Annotated in this window: 20 protein-coding genes and 1 tRNA gene; 10 read left to right on the forward strand and 11 right to left on the reverse strand. The window is 42.9% G+C overall.

Annotated features, from left to right (window positions below; all coding sequences use genetic code 11):
- The 4 genes from L2717_RS03030 to L2717_RS03045 all read right to left on the reverse strand — a co-directional run.
- On the reverse strand, positions 1-405 hold a 405-nt coding region (locus L2717_RS03030; RefSeq protein WP_248937974.1), incomplete at its 3' end, for an IS630 family transposase.
- A gap of 440 nt (positions 406-845) precedes the next feature.
- Entirely contained in the window at positions 846-2849 is a 2004-nt protein-coding gene (locus L2717_RS03035; protein ID WP_220773852.1) for a methyl-accepting chemotaxis protein, read from the reverse strand.
- 283 nt (positions 2850-3132) lie between these two features.
- A complete protein-coding gene (locus tag L2717_RS03040; protein WP_220773853.1) occupies positions 3133-6222 on the reverse strand; it encodes an efflux RND transporter permease subunit in 3090 nt (1029 codons plus the stop codon).
- Entirely contained in the window at positions 6219-7331 is a 1113-nt protein-coding gene (locus L2717_RS03045; RefSeq protein WP_076496621.1) for an efflux RND transporter periplasmic adaptor subunit, read from the reverse strand. Before L2717_RS03045 ends, L2717_RS03040 begins: the two co-directional genes overlap by 4 nt.
- A 140-nt stretch (positions 7332-7471) precedes the next feature.
- Here L2717_RS03045 and L2717_RS03050 point away from each other — a divergent pair, with 140 nt between their 5' ends.
- Together L2717_RS03050 and L2717_RS03055 are read left to right on the forward strand one after the other, a co-directional pair.
- Positions 7472-8098, forward strand: a complete 627-nt coding sequence (locus tag L2717_RS03050) for a TetR/AcrR family transcriptional regulator (RefSeq protein WP_220773854.1) — start codon at positions 7472-7474, stop codon at positions 8096-8098.
- Between the two features lie 203 nt (positions 8099-8301).
- Positions 8302-9171, forward strand: coding sequence for a DUF6268 family outer membrane beta-barrel protein (locus L2717_RS03055; RefSeq protein WP_220773861.1), 870 nt, complete (start codon positions 8302-8304; stop codon positions 9169-9171).
- Positions 9172-9183: 12 nt separating this feature from the next.
- Here L2717_RS03055 and L2717_RS03060 read toward each other — a convergent pair whose 3' ends face one another.
- On the reverse strand, positions 9184-9744 hold the full coding sequence (locus tag L2717_RS03060) for a chalcone isomerase family protein (RefSeq protein WP_220773855.1): 561 nt from the start codon (positions 9742-9744) through the stop codon (positions 9184-9186).
- A 49-nt stretch (positions 9745-9793) separates the two neighbouring features.
- On the opposite strand from L2717_RS03060, the gene L2717_RS03065 reads away from it, so the two are divergent.
- Positions 9794-9973, forward strand: a complete 180-nt coding sequence (locus L2717_RS03065) for a hypothetical protein (RefSeq protein ID WP_076496624.1) — start codon at positions 9794-9796, stop codon at positions 9971-9973.
- A gap of 1 nt (position 9974) precedes the next feature.
- Here the strand turns inward: L2717_RS03065 and L2717_RS03070 are convergent, their stop codons facing one another.
- The 3 genes from L2717_RS03070 to L2717_RS03080 all read right to left on the reverse strand — a co-directional run bounded on the left by L2717_RS03070 (position 9975) and on the right by L2717_RS03080 (position 11992).
- Positions 9975-10454 (reverse strand): DUF2947 domain-containing protein, encoded by a 480-nt coding sequence (locus L2717_RS03070; protein WP_076496625.1) that lies wholly within the window; start codon positions 10452-10454, stop codon positions 9975-9977.
- Between the two features lie 240 nt (positions 10455-10694).
- A tRNA-Arg gene (locus L2717_RS03075) sits at positions 10695-10770 on the reverse strand.
- 55 nt (positions 10771-10825) lie between these two features.
- The gene (locus L2717_RS03080) at positions 10826-11992 is read right to left on the reverse strand and encodes a flagellar assembly protein FlgT (RefSeq protein ID WP_220773856.1); all 1167 of its coding nucleotides are present in this window, start codon (positions 11990-11992) and stop codon (positions 10826-10828) included.
- A gap of 270 nt (positions 11993-12262) precedes the next feature.
- Between L2717_RS03080 and L2717_RS03085 the strand changes: the two genes are divergently transcribed.
- Entirely contained in the window at positions 12263-12895 is a 633-nt protein-coding gene (locus tag L2717_RS03085; protein WP_220773857.1) for a FlgO family outer membrane protein, read from the forward strand.
- A complete protein-coding gene (locus tag L2717_RS03090; protein WP_076496642.1) occupies positions 12892-13341 on the forward strand; it encodes an LPP20 family lipoprotein in 450 nt (149 codons plus the stop codon). The genes L2717_RS03085 and L2717_RS03090 overlap by 4 nt, the downstream gene beginning before the upstream one ends.
- Positions 13342-13463: 122 nt before the next feature.
- Here the strand turns inward: L2717_RS03090 and L2717_RS03095 are convergent, their stop codons facing one another.
- The 3 genes from L2717_RS03095 to flgA all read right to left on the reverse strand — a co-directional run bounded on the left by L2717_RS03095 (position 13464) and on the right by flgA (position 14996).
- Complete coding sequence (locus tag L2717_RS03095; RefSeq protein ID WP_220773858.1) at positions 13464-13889, reverse strand: flagella synthesis protein FlgN; 426 nt, start codon at positions 13887-13889, stop codon at positions 13464-13466.
- 2 nt (positions 13890-13891) lie between these two features.
- Positions 13892-14215 carry a flagellar biosynthesis anti-sigma factor FlgM gene (flgM, locus tag L2717_RS03100; protein WP_220773859.1) on the reverse strand — a complete coding sequence of 108 codons (324 nt, stop codon included), beginning with the start codon at positions 14213-14215 and terminating at the stop codon, positions 13892-13894.
- 73 nt (positions 14216-14288) lie between these two features.
- Positions 14289-14996 carry a flagellar basal body P-ring formation chaperone FlgA gene (gene flgA / locus L2717_RS03105; RefSeq protein WP_248937975.1) on the reverse strand — a complete coding sequence of 236 codons (708 nt, stop codon included), beginning with the start codon at positions 14994-14996 and terminating at the stop codon, positions 14289-14291.
- A gap of 205 nt (positions 14997-15201) precedes the next feature.
- Here flgA and L2717_RS03110 point away from each other — a divergent pair, with 205 nt between their 5' ends.
- The 5 genes from L2717_RS03110 (at position 15202) to flgD (ending at position 18786) form a co-directional block, all read left to right on the forward strand.
- Entirely contained in the window at positions 15202-16122 is a 921-nt protein-coding gene (locus L2717_RS03110; RefSeq protein WP_076496646.1) for a chemotaxis protein CheV, read from the forward strand.
- A 98-nt stretch (positions 16123-16220) separates the two neighbouring features.
- Positions 16221-17060: a CheR family methyltransferase gene (locus tag L2717_RS03115; RefSeq protein WP_181317870.1), complete on the forward strand. Its 840-nt coding sequence runs from the start codon at positions 16221-16223 to the stop codon at positions 17058-17060.
- A gap of 143 nt (positions 17061-17203) precedes the next feature.
- Positions 17204-17608 carry a flagellar basal body rod protein FlgB gene (gene flgB, locus L2717_RS03120; RefSeq protein ID WP_220774914.1) on the forward strand — a complete coding sequence of 135 codons (405 nt, stop codon included), beginning with the start codon at positions 17204-17206 and terminating at the stop codon, positions 17606-17608.
- A 2-nt stretch (positions 17609-17610) separates the two neighbouring features.
- A complete protein-coding gene (flgC, locus tag L2717_RS03125) occupies positions 17611-18027 on the forward strand; it encodes a flagellar basal body rod protein FlgC (protein ID WP_076496648.1) in 417 nt (138 codons plus the stop codon).
- Positions 18028-18051: 24 nt separating this feature from the next.
- A complete protein-coding gene (gene flgD, locus L2717_RS03130) occupies positions 18052-18786 on the forward strand; it encodes a flagellar hook assembly protein FlgD (RefSeq protein WP_220774915.1) in 735 nt (244 codons plus the stop codon).
- Positions 18787-18799 lie beyond the last annotated feature (13 nt).

Raw genomic sequence — 18799 nt, forward strand, 5'->3', positions numbered from 1 at the left:
AGTGGTTATCCATGAAAAACCCAATTGATGAAGTAAACGGTAGATATTAGCTTGTTTGAATGTCACGCCAAATTCAGACTGAATAAAATGGCTGAGATCCTTAGCCATCAGTCTCCCGCCTTGCTCAGAGAGGCTTCGTTGCTGTACGAATGCTTTAAGACTGGCTTGCTGTGCCAAGGACAATTGAGGTGGGCGACCTGGATTAGGCTTGTCATCTAGGCCAGATAGTCCTTGAGAAAGGTAAGTGGTAACCCACTTATTAACACTGGTTCTACTGACCTTCAGCATAGTGGCAATAGCGGTACGAGAATGTCCTTCGGTGAAATGAAGTAAGGCAAGATAGCGCATACGTTTACGTGCGCTTTTCTCTGATTTAACTAGGGCTAGGATATTGGGCTTGTTCATACTTTGTAAAGTTAGAAAGTGACGACTTATTAGATCATATAATTAAAGTAATTGGTATAACTACATGTCACTCCTCGTTTCGTGATCACGAGCTTGCCAGAGCGAACAAAATTTCATCTCGAAACGTCAACACGCCCTAGTGTGTATAGCGGGATAATAGGGAAGTGACGCTGAGGAAGAGAACATAATGTTGTACACCATTGTGGCAGTTAAGCTTGAAGCTATTCGCAAGAACGTATTGGTAAGGGCGGAAATCAGTGCAACATGTATTACGTGTGATGGTTAGTTAGCGTTCACTTTAGATTATTTTTCTCTCTACATTCCTACCTAATCTTTATTTTCCCCCTTGTTTTCAGTATCTATTGTTATAAGTTGAACCTTTAAAAATGCCGCCTATTTAGGCGGCATTGATACGTCATTAACACCCTACAAGATTATTTCTAGGCTTTAAACTGGCTTATTTGGCGCTTTAAAGTTGCAGCCAAAGAGGACAGTTCGTTCGCTGAATGGACTGTCTGCGAGGCACGCAACTCACCTTCACTAGCAAGCTCGCTGATCTGATGCAGGTTATGAGTAATTTCTTGGGCCACACTGCTCTGTTGTTCTGTCGCCGAGGCAATGTTACATGAGCTAATTGCCAGTTCACCAATTCGCAGAGTGATTTCCTTAAGTTGTTCACCGGTAGCTTCACCTTGGGCGGCCGATGTTATACCTAACTGACGGCTTTGACTCATTTGCTCCATCGTATTTTTGACTTGAGTTTGTAGCTTTCCAATAGTCTGGCCAATTTCTAAAATGGATGACTGTGTTCGATGGGCTAAAACTCGGACCTCATCGGCAACCACAGCAAAACCTCTACCTTGATCGCCCGCTCGCGCAGCCTCAATGGCCGCATTGAGTGCGAGTAAGTTAGTCTGCTCAGCAATGCTATTAATGACTTCGGTCACTTTGCTAATCGCTTCACTTTCTTGGCTAACTTTTTCGACTGACTGGTGGCTGCTATTGAGCTGCTGGCTTAGCTTGAGCAAGTCTTGTACAACTTGAACTTGCTGTTTTTGACCTTCTTTAGCCGCAAGATCTACCTGTTGGCTCTGGTCTGCGCCGGCTTGAGCATGGTTGGCAACATCACGGATTGACGTTGACATCTCTTCTATTGCCGTGGCTATTTGATCGGTTTGTAGCATTAAAGCTTGCGCTTCTTCGCCATTTTGCTGTGCCACATTTTGCGCTTGTATTGCTTGTTGCTCTAAGCTAGTGACCGAGGTTTGCAGTGCGATGATGAGTTGCCTGAGCTCTGCGGACATTATTGATACACTCGAGGTGATTTTATCAACTTCGTTTTGGCTTTGCGGTTCAGATGCCGTTAATTGGCGACTAAAATCACCGTGGCCTAAGGTTTCCATATGATTTTGTAATACATGTAATGGTTTAAGCGTTCTGATTAACACCATTGACAGTAATGCGGTGATTAATGCGATTCCAGTCATTGCCACAATCGCGTTGATTTTAAGTAAATACATGCTCTCTTCATTGAGCTCACTGATTTTTACTTGGCCGATGAGCACCCAGTTCCAGCCATTCACTGTTTGACTGTGGGCAAACATAGCTTCATCTTTGCTATTAGCATAATGCCAGTCGGTATTATCTTGTGTTGCTTTGCTTAGGCTCAAGCCATCTAACATGGAATCTGTGACTCTTTCGCCAGCAGTAAATTGAGGGTGTGCGACCAGTAAATTGTCAACTTTGTGCATTAATAGGAAATGGCCTGTTTCTTCTAAGACTAAACCATTCACCGCTTGTTGGAGTTGTTGTAATACGGCGCTTATTTCAAAGCCAATGTACAAAATACCAATGACTTGTCCCTGAGTGTCTTTCACCGGACGATAAACCGTCATGTAATCTTTGCCAAACAGCTTGGCATAACCTTCATAGTCTTTGCCGCTGATCAGAGTTTGATAGCCAGGATGACTCTTGCCTAGATAGGTACCAAGTGCTCTATTGCCATCGGCTTTTTTGAGTGATGTAGCAATACGCACAAAATCGTCACCGTCGCGCACAAATATGGTGGCATTACCGCCCGTTAAGTTCGCAAAGCGGTCGACCTTACTTTTTGAGGTATTAATTTGTTCTTGTTCGTGTAATAGCGCAGGAGTGCTTACGCCAATAACGTTAATGGTTTTATTCGGTTTGCTAAATTGCCCTGGATACATTTCTTTAAAAACATCAGCATTGCGCCTAGCAAGTTGTAACAGACTGTCATATTGCAGTTCTAGCATGCTTGATAAGGCACTAATTTCAGCATTCATCGCACTAATGCCTTTATCTTCAAGTACATTTGATGCCGCTTTATAGGAAAGGGTACTGAGTATACTAAAAATAATAAGGGTAAGAAAAAAGGCGAGGGCCCCAATCTGTTTTGCAATAGGCCAATGTTTATAATTCATTATGTGTTCCTATAGGTAAAGGTGCCGCAATGTACCTGAAAATTTAGCTAGAGGTCTTGATGTGAGTCTAAGATTTATTATTTGTTATCGATTTTGGGTTAAGTTATGGCCAAAAAAGTGGTTTATTTAGGCTGTTATGGTGTGTAATTGAATGCAGGGGGATTAAAAATGATTATCAAGTGATTGTTTACCCTTTAGATTAATACATCACCACTTTTTTGAAATGATGATGTATTAAGCTGTTTTTAGTTATTACTTTTTGTTGTGTTCTTTTTAGATTTTTTTACTTTATCCTTACTTTGTTTGCGCCATTATTGAAACTTAGCGTTTTCAGGTTGCGCCGTTTCATCAATAGTAAGTACATAGTCGGTACCCATACGAGTGAGAGTAACGTGGTAAGTAATGTTCCGCCCGCTATCGCAATGGCAAAGGGCGGCCAAAAGCCACCGCCAGCGATGATGAGCGGGATAAAACCGCCAACAGTCGTAATGGTTGTCGAACTGATATGGCGGCCACAACGACTGACTGTGGTAATGATGGTTTCTCTATCGCCAAGTCGAGCGCTCGGCGTACTTTCTAATTCTGCTAAGATCACAATAGCTGCGTTAATGGCCAGTCCCATTAGTCCTAGTAATCCTATGATTACCGGAAATCCAAAGGGATAGCCAAATACAAATACCGCGAGCAGCCCAAGCCCAGCCGATTGTATGGCACTTAGAAGGATAATCACAGTCAGTCTAAAGGAGTTAAAAGACAGCACTACAGTGGCTAATAGCAGGGTTACTACTAACATGACATTTGATAATAAATTCCCTACCGCTTCGTTGCGTTTAGCGCTTTCGCCCCCGATTTCAATTCGATAGCCAGATGGTAGCTGTAGTTGAGCTATTTTATCATTAACATCATTTAGCACTTGGGCAGGGAGCACTCCGCTGACGATATAGGCTTCAATGGTATTAACTCGTTGGCCATTTCGCCTTGGGATCGCGCCGCGGCTTACAAGCACATCACTGTGAGATAAAGCAGATAATGCAATTGCCTCACCCGAAGGCGCCACGAGTTGAATTTCTGCCAGACGGCTGGTTTCTTCGCGGCTGCTATCACCTAACCGAACCCGAATAGGTAAGGACTCTGTTTGCTCTAGTACGCTGCCACCGATAACGCCAGTGGTCGACATTTGGATTTGCTTAGCAATATCCGTAAGGCTCAAACCACTCATTAAGCTGGCATCTTCATTCACTTGTAGCCACAGCTTAGGCGCACCTGCGCTGAGTGTTGCGCGTGTATGCAGTACGTCCGGTGTTTTAGCGAGAATATTTCGCACTTCGTCGCCAATCGATCGCAAGGTGTCCAGATTTGGACCAAAGATCATTAACTCTACTGGGGCGTTAAAAGGTGGGCCTTGTTCTAATTTGCGTACCAGCACTTGCGCTTCGGGGAAACTGCGATCAAATTGCTGTTGTAATTCAGGAATGAGTTGATTGGCGCGCTGAAAGTCAGTCACTTTAATCATAGCTTGGGCGTAATTGCTGGCGCCTTGTTGGCGCTGGGTTAAATTATAATAAAATGAAGGCGTATTACCGCCAACCACCCAATCGACCTGGCTAATACCTGTAATGGTATGAAGTTGTTTATCCATCAGTTGCACTTGGTGCAGAGTATTTTCTAAGCTCACATGGGGCGCAAGATAGATTTCAATCTGAAACATATCCCTGTCCGATGGCGGAAAAAACTGCTCCGTCATTTTACCGGATGCGTAAAAACCTAAGGCGGGAGTAATACCAATAATTAATGCGCTGAGAATAGGGCGCTTGAGAGCGATTCTAAGGCTTGTTTGAAAATACTGGCTTAGCCGCGGCAGGTTGACCCCATGTTGATACCAAACATCGTTTTTGCCCTCATGGCTAAAGCGTCCAGCAAGCCCTGCAATCAAAGTATGGGAGATTAAGTAAGAGCCCAGCAGCGCAAACATCACTGATATGGCGATTCCACTAACAAACTCTCCCGCTGCGCCGGGCATAAGTACTATGGGCGCAAAAGCAAGAATGGTGGTGAGTGTTGAGCCCGCAAGCGGCAACCAAAGGTGATGTAAGGTTTCACTCACTGCGCTTAGACGACTCATCCCTTGTTGGCGTCTTTGTGATATAGCATCGACAATCACGATGGCATTATCCACCATGATCCCAAGGGCGACAACAAGCCCCGTTACCGACATTTGGTGTATCGGTAAACCAATATATTTCATACAAGCTAAGGTAAATAGAGCCGTAAGTGGTAAGGATATAGCCACGATAACGGCATTTCTTAGCCCAAGCGTGAGTAACAGTACCAATAAAATAATGACAAACCCTTGCAGGAGATTGATAACTAATCCACCGAGGCGTTCGCTGGTATAACTGTTTTGCTCGAATAACCATTGGATACGAACATTGGCCGGCAGGTCGTGATTAAGCTCATTAACCACTTGTTCAACCTGTGCTTGCCAGAGATCGACGCGGCTATTATTGAGCATACGCGCGGCGACAAAAACGCCCTGTTCACCATCGATTAACGCTATGCTGTCTGCCGGGGTTTTGACTTGGCGCGTCACAGTGGCAATGTCACCGAGTCGAATAATCTGGCCTTGGGTATCGATTTTTAGTGGCACTTGGCGAATACGTGTTTGTGAGTCGAGTTCGCCTGATACTTCGACCAAGGCGCGAAAGTGATCATTATTAATTTCACCCGCGGCAATTTTGCTGTCGGCGCTGCTGAGGATATGGGCAATAGTGGCAGGGGTGAGTTGTAATTGGCTCATCTTATTACCGTCAAGCTGTACAAGCATTTCTTCGGCCGGTGCGCCGTAGAGCCTCACAAAATCAGTGCCCGATAATAGCCGAAGTCGACTCTGTAATTCTTTGGAGTAGCGGTTGAGTATATCAACTCGAAGCGGTGTTTTTGCATCCCACACTAAGCTTAAAATGGCCGTATAGGCATAACCAATTTGATCATCCAAAGTTGGAGATGGTATAGCCTCCGGTAGGCTTACTTTTGCGTCCGCCAATAAATCCCGCGCCCGAGACCATACGGGATCTGTCTCTGTGACCGTGTCTTTCAATTCTAATTGTATGACTGAAATCCCTGGCCGTGAAATCGACTGTATCAACTTGATTTCTTCAAGGCGTCTGAGTTGATTTTCAAGCACTTCAGTCACTAAAGCTTCGACCCGTTCGGCCGATGCGCCAGGATAAGGCGTGATCACTGAGGCAAAACGATTAGTAATATTTGGGTCTTCAGTACGCGGTAGACTCGATATGGCGCCAAAGCCAGCCACAATTAATAGCGCGATAATGAGGCTAACTAGGCGACCATTTTCAACAAAGGCTTTAATCATAACGGGCTCGGCGCATTAGAGTTTGGAGATATGACTTGACCCACAACCAGTTTATGCAGCCCTTGGGTGACATAGGTTTCTTTGGGCTCAATTGCGCCTTGAATGTAAGCCATGTCTTGGGTGGTATAGAGAATTTCCACATCCCGCCGCTCAATGACAGATTGCTGCTCCTGGTTTTTGATGACATATAGATTCCATAATCCGCGAATACCATCTGTCAGCGCCGAAATCGGCACCCAATAGCCTGCTTGCGTGACTTGCTGTTGTTGATGCAGATACGCAATTTCACCGTTAATCACACGGGCATCTTTAGGCAGACTTATTCTGAGTTGTAGGGTGCGACTGACGGGATTTACTTCAGCGCTGATACCGGCAATGTTGGCGGTAAATATCTGATCTTGCACACTCACTTGTACTTGCTGACCGGCGTAGAATTGATCCGCTAATGCGACAGGAATGCCAATATAGGCTTCAGGATTGATATCTCCCACCAAGGTAAAGATAGGGCTACCTGCGGCAACCACTTCACCTAGATTATGTAGTCTCTGACTTATGGTGCCGTCAAAGGGCGCTATTAAGATGGATTTATCGAGCTTAAGTTGGTTGGCATACTGTGAGGCGAGTAGACGGTTTTTCACTGCGGCTAAGCTACTTAATTGCCCGTGGTTTTCATCTAATAATTGCTCAGAGACATAACCCGACTTTTTCAATTGTTGATTACGTTTTAAGGTGCTGGTGGCGAGGTTAATATCGGCTTGGGTTTGTGCCAGACTGGCTTGGATCTCCTGACGCTCCGCTTCGAGTAGGCGGGTATCGAGCACTGCAAGTATTTGCCCTTGTTTCACTTTAATGCCTGAATCGGCCTGTAGTTCGTTTAACTTGCCGGCTAATTCAAAACCGACCCCCGTCGTATTACCAGCGCGGATTGTGCCTGTATAGGTTTGAATACGCTGATAACTAGGCGTTAGGATTAACGTTTGACTTGTTACTGTGGGCAGCGTGACTGTAGTGGCGTGTTCGGTCACTTCCTTTTGACAGGCCGTTAATGATGCAAACGCAAACACGCAAATGTGAGTCGTGCGCCAAAAGCGCCTTGCTGTGAGATCCATAATCAGTATTTCCACTGTAGGTTAAACGTTAATGCAATGTAAATGGACTTACTAGTCTAATTGTGCGGAACTGGACTGTCTAGTCTATTTCGTGCTTAACTCATGCAAACTTATTTCTGTTTAACGAGTGGGTAGTTGATATGACGCATTCCTCTGAATCACAGTTACCGCTGAGCCGTAGCGGTCAAAAACGTCAGCAAGTGCTTGTGGCTGCGATTGATTTATTTTGTCGTCAAGGTTTTCCCCATACCAGCATGGATGAAGTTGCAAAACTCGCGGGAGTGTCAAAACAAACCGTGTATTCCTATTTCGGCAGTAAAGATGAGCTATTTGTTGCGGCAATCGAGTCTAAATGCGTTAGCCATAACCTTAATGATGGTTTGTTAAGTGACCCAACAGAGCCAGAATTAGCCTTGACCCAATTTGCGCTGCAGTTTGGTGAGATGATAGTCAGCCCAGAGACCATCACTGTGTTTAAAACTTGTGTTGCCCAATCCGAGAGCCATCCCGAAGTGTCACGGTTATTTTTTGAGGCTGGGCCCCAGCATATCGTGGGTATATTGGCTGATTATCTGGCTGCTATAGATTTACTTGGCAAATATTGTTTTGGTAATCCCCAGCATAGTGCAGTGCGTTTTTGTTTAATGTTATTTGGTGAACTTAAATTAAAGTTGGAGCTGGGATTGGCCGTCGATGAACTCCTTGGTGACAGAGAAAAATATATTTTAGGGTGTGCTGACATGTTTTTAAAGGCGCATCGACTATAGTCATAAAGTTCAGTCAAGAAGTATCATTTTGTATCTAAACATTGGATGTATGAACTTTTCTGTTTGATAGCGCGTATCATATGCGCAAAATATATTTCGACATTTACATGTAAGGATTAAGCGTGGCTAATCAACTACACCCACAACCACAACTGAGTACAAAATACCTCACACTAAAATATGGTTTATTGTTGCTGCCATTAATGAGTGGCGCGGTGATCGCGGCAGATAAACCTTCGCAGGAAAGTAAGCCTTTCAGATTAAATATCTCCCAGGTGAGCACTCAAAGTGCAGAGGTTGCCAATGGCAATACCGAGCTGCAAAGAGACAGTTTATTGCTCAGTGCTGGCATGAATATGCCGCTAGATCAGCAATGGTCAGTGGGTTTTAATGTCGGTTACGATCGACTTAATTATGACTGGCGCAATATTAGTCTTACTGGACCCAATAATGTTTCATCATTATTTGGCTCTGACGGACAAAGTTGGGATCACATTAATCGTTATCGTGCTGGAGTTTCTTTAAACTACCGCATGGATGAACGCTGGTCTTTTTCGTTAGCACCGCAGATCCAATATGCTTACGCTGATACTGCATCGGCTGACCAAGCACAGAGTTATGGTGTTGTGGCATCGGTAATGTATGCATTAAAATCGGGCAATATGATTGGTTTTGGGGTTGCATACCTCAACGATATTGATGAGGTACGGACAGTGCCTTATCTCGCCATGCGTTGGCAGATAGATGAACATTGGGCGCTGGCTAACCCTTTCCAAGCCGGTTTTAGTGGCCCAGCTGGATTAGAATTAAGCTATAAATTTAATCCTACTTGGAATATGGGTTTTGGTAGTTCGCGCCGTACCGAGCGTTTCCTCATCGAAGATGATGATACCGTAGTAGAAACTAACGAATGGGTCAGTTATCTGCGCGGTGGTTGGCAAGCGACTTCCGCACTTTCTGTTAACCTGTACGCGGGTTACTACTTTGATAGTGAAGTAGAAGTGACTAACCAAACGGCTCTTAAAATCGATAACCAAGGTGCTGTTGCCTTGGATATCGGCTTCAAATTCTAAGGTCAAGTTAAGTTATTTGCCCAGCATGGCCTCTTTTAGGCTGCTCTGGGCAGGTTTATCACCTAGCCAAATTTTTAACAGTGCTTGACGGAACATCTCACCTTCGATAGTCGCTTGTTCTTGACCATTTTTGTAAGCCGTTACGCCGCGGGTTTTATTGGCGACTAAGGTAAATTGGTCGCCAGCTTTAATTTGTTCATTAAATAGCGCCATAAAAGCATCTATCTGCGGTTGGATATCGACGGTGTTATCCGCTGTGGCGTGCTCAAAACCTTCGATGATCGCATCGCGCATTTTTTCGGAGGTGATCATGCTTGAAGTAATATTGAGCCGAATGACTGCAATCGGGGCATTGATGACTGCTGCTGTATTATTTAAGGTTGTCGGTACATAAAGGCTTCCCACATATAAATCCATAAAGAATTTACTACGAACGCCTGTGCCATTCAGTGGTAAAACCTGGCTATCTAACGTCACACTATCGGCAACTTTCACACCTGAAACTTCTTTTGCAATGACTGCGTTAGGTAATAACAGCGCGGTTGCGAGAGTAAGCGTGGAGAGTAACTTCATAATACACCTCATTTTTAGATTCTAATTATTGGGTTTAAAGCTGATTTTGATGAGTATTTTTTTAAAACCTTGGTATCGATTTGGCAAACACTCAACACTGCAAACGGATGTTAATCTAAAGAGAGGGGAGAGTGATAGATTAATGATGTTTAAGCATGATGTGGTGATGGGGGAATTCGGCATACTCGCGTTAAGCATTAGTACGCCATTTGAGTGTAAACAAGATTAAATTAACCGCGAGTACCTAGCTTGTACTGTCCATTTTGTTCGAACATGACTGCTTGTTTTTGTTTTGAAGAGATCAGAATTGGACCGTCATCGAAGAACAAAAAACATTTCCAATTGCGGACAAATACATCCCAACGAGTTTCAATTACTTGATACTTTTCATAGCAAAAATACACCGGCGTATCATCTGGCCATTGAATGAAATCGGCTAACGTAGCAGGTAAACTGCTATCTTCACTGTCCCAAATACTTTGCCAGTCATCAGTTTCAGTCCAAGCATCAGCCTTCGCTGCCCAATCTCCCTTAGTAAATTGCTCCGCTCGACTACTTTTATTGCTGAGCCATTGGTTCCAAACCTCCATAGCACTTTTGTCCGTTAACGGTAGGATATGCGCCTTATCCTCATCGGTAACAGGTAAGTCTTTGTGGTTGAAAATCCACTTACGGCGGTAAATATCTAAAGGTATATAGGTATGAGCCAAACAAAATCTCCTAGTTGAAGCCCTCTATAAAAGATGGACCCATAAAGCATCAATATGCGGATTATACGGATTTAACCGAGACTTGGGAAATAAGCGGAAATTAAGTTTTTTTTAATTTTTTTGGATAGAAGTTTTTGTTTTACATTGAGTGGCTGGGAATATTCTAAATTTTGATATGAGTATTATGATGTTAAAGTAGCGATAGAAATATAATAAATGTATATAAAGTAACTTTTTAACTGGTCTCTCCACAGGGACTCGAACCCCGATCGGCCGCTTAGGAGGCGGCTGCTCTATCCTGTTGAGCTATAGAGAGACGAGCATAATTATACTGGTTTTATCCTTGATTAAAAGGCTTAAAATTTAGTTGCTTAAATCTTAATCGCTATGTCGTTTATCTGCACATTATAGGTGGCATTTTGATCTTCAAGTACTGCAGTTGAGCTTTCTTCGCTCACTTGTTCAATTTTTACAGTAGCTCGACTCTTAGTGGCGATAGCGCGCATTTCGTTAAGTCGATCGGGTAAATTTTGTTGTAGTACGACTTGGAATTTATCACCAACACGAATGCCATGTTTACGACCTAGATTTAAAATAATTCTGTCTGCTTGGCGGCTCACTACTTGGCCCAGTAATGGTCTGCAATTGAGCGTGCTGTCTAAGTCTTGAGTAGCTTGTTGTATTAATTGGGTGATACTTTTACCGTAGAACGAACGCCAGAATCTATCGCTATTAGGTGTCACTATGGCTTGTTCTTCAAATTCCCAAGGTGCTGATGTACTGTAGCTTTTGCTCCAAACTTCTTCTCCACTTATCCCATGGTAGAGACTTAGTTTAAAATGAAATTGTCTTGTCGGAGCCTCATCCCATAATCCAAGAAAGGTCGCTTGCACAGGGTCTACTGAAATATCGATAATTTGGGGCTGCAATATATACTGGCTGTCGGTAATTTCACTGAGCCAACTTGGAAGTCGATAACCACGAATATCGACAAGATCTGGTGTAATATCGAGCCGCTCTTTAGCATGGAGATGGCTAAAACTTGTGGCTGAGTAATCTTCTATTGTATTACCTAGTTTTTCGGCGATAGCTTCTTCAAAACCTGAAAGCTGTCCATATCTTAGTTGAGTACGATCTTTCATTTGCGATTGTGGAATTAATATAGCGGCTTTTAAATGGGCGTTAGGACATTGTGGTGCCTGATCATCATTTAGATCGATTCTTAGGGAAACATTTATTTTATTTCCTTGAATTCTCTCATTAATGAGTTGAATGCTACTTGCCTGAGCATAACGGTTTAATGCAAATTTATTCTGCGTGAGATTACCATTGGTTGTTTGTTGCTCACTGGATATTCTAATACCAGCGTTTAAAGTCGCATAACTCACAGCTTGATTAATCGCTTCTTCTCTTGCTTGAGCTATATTGCCATTTACTATAGCGGCTTCCCCACTGGCCTCTATCCATTCGGCTTGAGTCGGTAACGACAATAGTGCAAAGCTCAGCATAATGAGCGAAGCTGAACGTGATATACGCATCAATTCAATCCTTATCGCTAAGCTAATGGCGATACAGTTTATTAAGCCAGTTTTCTGGCACCCTATCTAATATTGTGGAAAGCAATTTCCATGCCTAATTAGCTAAGTGTTTTGATAAAGGTTTATCTGTAACGGCCGATAAAGTCGATATGAAAAATAATATTTTTGGTTCGGACGTAACCTTGGTCTAAAGTTTGCTTGATTAGTTTATCACAATAGGGTGAGCCACTTTATTGTCAACAAACCCATACCATCAATGAGGTACATTCAATGCTAAAGCGCGTAATAATTCCCTTAACATTGTTAATATTAGGTGGATGCGTTGTTAAACCAGTTACACCGCTAAAGCCCAGTTTAGTGGATGGCAATGGTTTGCCGCCAACAGCCATGATTAACCATCTGGCGCAGCGAATAGTCACTGAATTAGTTAAGCAAAATGATGCTCTACGCTCTGATCAGCCTATTGTCGTCACGACACCCGTACTGGTTGGCGATATGCATAGCTCTAATGCGCTGGCGCAGCAGTTACAACAGGGGTTAATGACCTCGCTGCATAGTTTTCAATTTAATGTTGTGGATTTAAATCTAGCGGATGGCTTACAAGTCACTACTGATGGTGATTTTATTTTGACGCGGGATTGGCAAAAACTCTCGAAAGACTTACCCGTAGAGCATCTTTTGGTATCGACAATGAGCGCTGTTACCAATGGCATGGCAATTAATACGCGTATTGTGAGTTTGAGTAACAATCGTGTGGTGTCGGCTTCGCAAACGTTTGTGACTCAAAAAGAATTGGCTAACTATATGCAGCCTTCGGAGCAAATCGTGTCACAAAACGGCATCCTTTACCGACAGGCCAGCCCAGGTATGAATGAAGTGCGAGTCTTAGGAGATGGAAAATGAAACGTTATTTGGTACTCATTACTGCGCTTTTATTGAGTGGCTGCGCCGCAAAGGATAAATATGTTCAGTGGGAGGACGTGCCACCGCCTAATTTTCCAAAGTTAACCGCTATTGGTTATGCACCGTTAGCGACTCAGCCAGCTAAAGAGCAATCGCAGCGGGTATTAATGGCGATGCAAGCCTCAAAAATTGTGGCGTATCGAGAGTTAGCTGAACAGGTTTATGGCCAAAAAATCACCGCCAATAGTAGTGTAAGTGATTGGATGTTGACCGACGATAATGTTAAAGCCTCTGTTTCTGGGGTGATACGCGGTGCGCGAGTGGTTAAGAGCTATCCGGCGGGTGAACATTATGTCACAGAGTTAGAGCTTGATTTTTCTCAGGTTTGGGCACTTTACCAGCAACAGAGTCGTCCACAAAAGGTGAAAGAAGTGACTTATTTTTAGCTGTTTAGAGTATTCCTAACATGAACGATTGAGCCGCGTATTTACGCGGCTTTTCTTTATACACAAATCGCGAGGGTTATAATCTGAGCGTAAGATAATGAATATTAAAGGGAATACGCTTGCTAGGCTTTTAAATCATTGCCTAAGCTCGAAATAGTTGAGGTTTTACCTTTGTCGTTATAAGTGAGACTAGTCGCATTTCTACTTGCTTGTAAAGCTTGTGCAAAACGATTTAGACTGGCTAAATTCATCTCAATTAAACTGGCATTTTGTTCGTTAAGCTCTTTGCATTCAGTCAATGCTGCTTTAATAATATCCATTTTATGGATAAGTTCTGCCTGCTGGGTGAGCTGTGTTTTATCACTGTGTGCGGCTAAAATGTCATCATTAGCTTTTAGATCTTTCAAGCATTGTGATTTTTCACTAGCTAGTGACAGCAGTAAATCGGCGTTTTGGTCAGCCAAAGCGCCCTTTTCCTTGAGTATGATTTGCTTAAGTACAGCCAAATGGGCGTGTTGTTGATCTACCAGTTTAGCTATTGCTGTCATAGTTACTCTTTATTTAAGTCATTAAGTTCGGCTTCAAAACTTGCAATATTAGCAGCCAACTTTTCAGGATCAATCTTGTAACGACCTTCGGTAATAGCCTGTTTAATTTCAGCGACTTTCTTTTGGTCAACTTCAGGAAGGCTCGCCATTTTAGACTGAGCTTTTTGTAGTTGTTGTGCTTGGGCCGTAATAACCACAGAATCACTTTTTTGTGGTGTTGTCGATTTTGTCGCAACTTGAGCAGGTTGTTCATTGCTGGCTTTAGTTGCCCCAGCTCGAACTTGTGCAGTGGTTGCAGTATTGAGTTTGCTAATGTCTATGGCCATTTTCAGCTCCAGCGTGTGTATTCGGGATTTCTTAACTGGGTATCGGCAGCTTATAAAAAAGCTTTAGACTATTTTACATTCTTACTTCAACTTCGCCAATGCCCGTGACTATAGCATCGAGTTCTTTGTTTGAACTGCTATTTTTGATTCTTATCCGATCGCCCTTATTCCCATCTTGCAGTGCTTCTCCCGCTGTTTTAAGTTCGAAAGAGTTAGAATGCACATGGATAGATACTGAGTCATTCTTACAAACGAAGCATAAGTTGTTGCTCAATATAGGAGAATTTTTTGCTACTCGTCGCTTTACGCGTACTCCAGCTAATTTATTAGGGTCATCAAATTCAGCCCCTCTTAAACTATTTTGCTCGATGTAACGTACTTCGACCTGGCTGGGTGAGATGAGTTCGCCGGGAGCTAAGGTTTCTGTTGAAACAACAACGGGAAATAATATATCGACACGTACCGATATATATATTTGCCATGGGTAGGCTAAGTCTTGCGTGTCACAGCTCACTTTGAGAGTGTTATTGCGACTAATTTCTCTATCGCTCGCCATTTCAATATTAATAGGCGACGAACATTGTGACGGTAACATTCTTGCGTCAACTATTTGCGGTGTAATACTGACCCTAGCATTGTCTGGCGCTGATACTTTTTCAACAATAAGCGCTTTAGCTAATTCTGATATGGCCGATATGGTGGGGACAATAGATTCTGCGCTCGCAGAGGCGGGCGTTAATATGGCAAAAATACACAAAAAATAGACTAAATTTACTTTCATAATGAAGAGACTAGCGTGTAACGCTAGAATACACCTATACTTTTATAAAGTTCGAAGCTGGTCATTGTTTGAGTTATTTAGACAACTGCCAGAAGATTGACTCAACTTCGACTAGGTTTATCGATAGATAAGACGTAAGCAATTAATATGCCTATACTCACCTGAGTCATAGGGCCGTACATAAACAGAACAACAAGGCAGAGTTATGTCGAGTATTCTTGATTCAGTCAACAAGCGAACTCAGCTCGTTGGTCAAAACCGTTTAGAACTACTGCTTTTTAAGTTAAATGGTCGTCAGCGTTTTGGGATTAACGTTTTTAAGGTTAAAGAGGTACTGCAGTGTCCACCACTGACCACTTTGCCTAAACTTAACCCGAATGTAAAAGGTGTCGCTCATATTCGCGGTACGACTATTTCTGTTATCGATTTGAGTGCAGCAACTGGCGGTCGGCCATTAACCAGCACTGAAAACTGTTTTATTATTATTTCGGAATATAACCGTAGCGTTCAGGGTTTTTTAGTCAGTTCAGTTGAACGTATTATCAACATGAATTGGGAAGCCATTATGCCGCCACCACAAGGCGCAGGCCGTAATTCTTACCTGACAGCCGTGACTGAAATTGAAGGTGAATTAGTTGAAATTCTTGATGTGGAAAAAATACTATATGAGATCTCACCCGTAAAAACGGCTATCAGTGAAGAGGTAAATGAGAAGCTAACCCTAGATAGAAATCGACATTACCATATTATGGTAATCGATGATTCTGCCGTGGCACGTAAACAAATTATTCGTTCACTTGAATCATTAAATTTACAAATTGATACAGCAAAAGATGGTCGAGAAGCATTAAATAAGCTTAAAGAAATCGCCAAAGAGATGGATAATGTTGCTGATGAAATTCCACTTATTATCTCAGATATTGAGATGCCAGAGATGGATGGCTATACCTTGACCGCTGAAATTAGAGATGATCCAAAATTAAAGCATATTAAAGTAGTGCTACATACTTCATTAAGTGGGGTGTTCAATCAGGCAATGGTTCAAAAAGTCGGCGCAAATGACTTTATTGCTAAGTTTAACCCCGACGAGCTCGCGGCTGCGGTGAATAAGCATTTGAGCTTATAAATTTGTGGGTTAGTACCTCGGTAAGCTTTACGCTATAATCTCGATTCATAACATAATAGTTTCGCACTGATTTTAGTGCATGCTATAAGATTTAGGATGTGAATGTGCCAAATAAATCACTCGCTGAAGCTGAATATAATCAATTTAGGTTGTTCTTAGAGCAACATAGCGGCATCGTACTGGGTGAGAATAAACAATATCTTGTGCGCAGCCGTTTAGCTCCTTTGATGGGGAAATATAACCTGCCATCCTTGTCTGACGTGGTTAAGCACTCGATGAAGCCGACAGAGCGAGCACTGCGAGCCGAAGTGATCGATGCTATGACGACGAATGAAACTCTCTGGTTCCGTGATCGTTATCCGTTTGAATTATTAAACAACGTATTATTACCCGAGTATAGCCGTTTGGGGCGTCCTCTTAAAATTTGGTCGGCCGCGTGTTCGTCTGGGCAAGAGCCTTATTCTTTAGCGATGACGATACTCGAATATCAACAGAAGAAGCCTGGTGCGCTTGCGGGGAGTGCCTCTATTCAAGCGACAGATTTATCGCCCTCGATGCTTGAGCGTTGTAAAAATGCAGAATACGACGGTTTGGCATTAGCACGTGGTTTGTCTGAAGAGCGAAAACGCCAGTTTTTTGATGCATTGCCTTCTGGAAATATGAAGTTAAAGGATAATGTGAAGCGTCTAGTCAATTTCAGAGCACATAATCTGCTTGAGAGTTATAGCCTGCTTGGTAAGTTTGATATTATCTTTTGTCGTAATGTGCTTATTTATTTTGCACCGGAGGCAAAGGCAAAGATTTTGCGGCAATTCGCTGCCGCTCTTAACCCTAAAGGGATTTTATTCCTTGGGGCTTCTGAATCAATTGCTGGATTAACTGACGAATTTGATATGGTGCGTTGTAATCCAGGGATTTATTACCAGAAAAAGACTTAAATTAACTGCTTAAATAAGGATTGCTGACAGTAGAGTCGGCAATCCTTTATCTTTTATCCGTTTATTCTATTGTTTTTCTGCTTTTCATCTATGTTGGCACATCAATTGCTTTGTTTCCATTAGTGATACAAGGAGGCAATTTTATGGCGATCAATTTTGATAATGCACTCGGTGTGCATCAATATACTCTTGGTATTAGAGCTCAACGAGCCGAAGTGTTGTCGAGTAATATCGCTAATGCTGATACGCCACATTATAAAGCCCGCGACGTCGATTTTTCAGCGGCGATGCAATCCGCACGTGGTCAACAGCAGCAGCGTCGTAGTCTTGATATGCAAGAATCTGACAAACATTTTGGACTGGCAGAATTGACCGGTCAACATGTTAAGTTCCGCATACCAAATCAACCTGATACTGGCGATGGTAATACTGTTGATATCCAGCAAGAACAATCAGCATTTATGCAAAATGCACTTGAATATCAAATGTCTCTAGGTTTTTTAGATAGTAAATTCAGTGGCATGAAGAAAGCGTTGCGAGGGGATTAATCATGAGTTTATTTAGCATTTTTGATGTTGCTGGCTCGGGAATGTCGGCCCAATCGGTGAGGTTAAATACTACCGCGAGTAACATCGCTAACGCTGATTCAGTCTCTAGTAGCATAGATAAGACTTATCGTGCTCGTCATCCTATTTTTGAAGCTGAAATGGCTAAGGCTAAAAGCCAGCAACAAACCACTCAAGGCGTTGCTGTGAAAGGTATTGTTGAGAGTGATAAACCACTGCTTAAAGAATATTCGCCCGATCATCCGATGGCGGATGCGGACGGTTTTATTTATAAACCCAATGTTAATGTCATGGAAGAAATGGCAGATATGATTTCTGCTTCGCGCTCATACCAAATGAACGTTCAGGTCTCTGAAGCAGCTAAGTCTATGCTGCAACAAACACTTGGGATGGGTAAATAACATGCGTAATGTAGGAGGTCAGTTGTGAGCCTCATTAATCAAATAAATCAAGCGGCAGTGCCGTCATCTCAGAATACCAGTTCTACAGGGAATCCGTTTCTCGATGGTATACGCTTGCCAAAAGATTCGATAGTGCCTGAGGCCAAAGGTCAGAACTTAACGCAAGAGGATTTTTTCTCTTTATTAAGTCAACAGCTGTCGATGCAAGATCCTTTTAAGCCTGTTGATAATGATCAAATGATTGCGCAAATGGCTTCATTCTCTACGGTTGATGGGATCTCTAATCTTAATAAAGAAATCGTCAATTTAAATAGTGTAATGACATCGAGCCAAGCGCTGCAGGCATCAGGACTTGTTGGCCGCAAGGTATTAATCCCAACAGATACGGGCAATATCTCTGCTGAAAGTCCTACGATAAAAGGCGTGATCAGTACTCCGAGTAAAATACCTGAGTTGACGGTGCGCGTTGAAGATGAAAAAGGCCAAGTAATTACGACTTTTAAAGTCGATGGTAGCGAAGGTGGTAACGTCGATGTCACTTGGGATGGTTTAGATAAAAACGGCCAGCCGGTTGCTGCGGGTAACTACTCTATTAAAGCCAGCGGTTTAGTTGATGGAAAGGCTCAAGAATTACCTGTGTCGACCTACGCCCATGTAAGCAGCGTGTCTTTAGGCACGGCAAGCACCGGGGCAATTCTCAATTTGAGAGGCGGAATGGGTATTAAGTTAACCGACGTATTAGCGGTATCTGAAACTTAAGTTCGCATAAAAG

The sequence above is a fragment of the Shewanella glacialipiscicola genome, assembly GCF_023283485.1.
Classification (GTDB): Bacteria; Pseudomonadota; Gammaproteobacteria; order Enterobacterales; family Shewanellaceae; genus Shewanella; species Shewanella glacialipiscicola.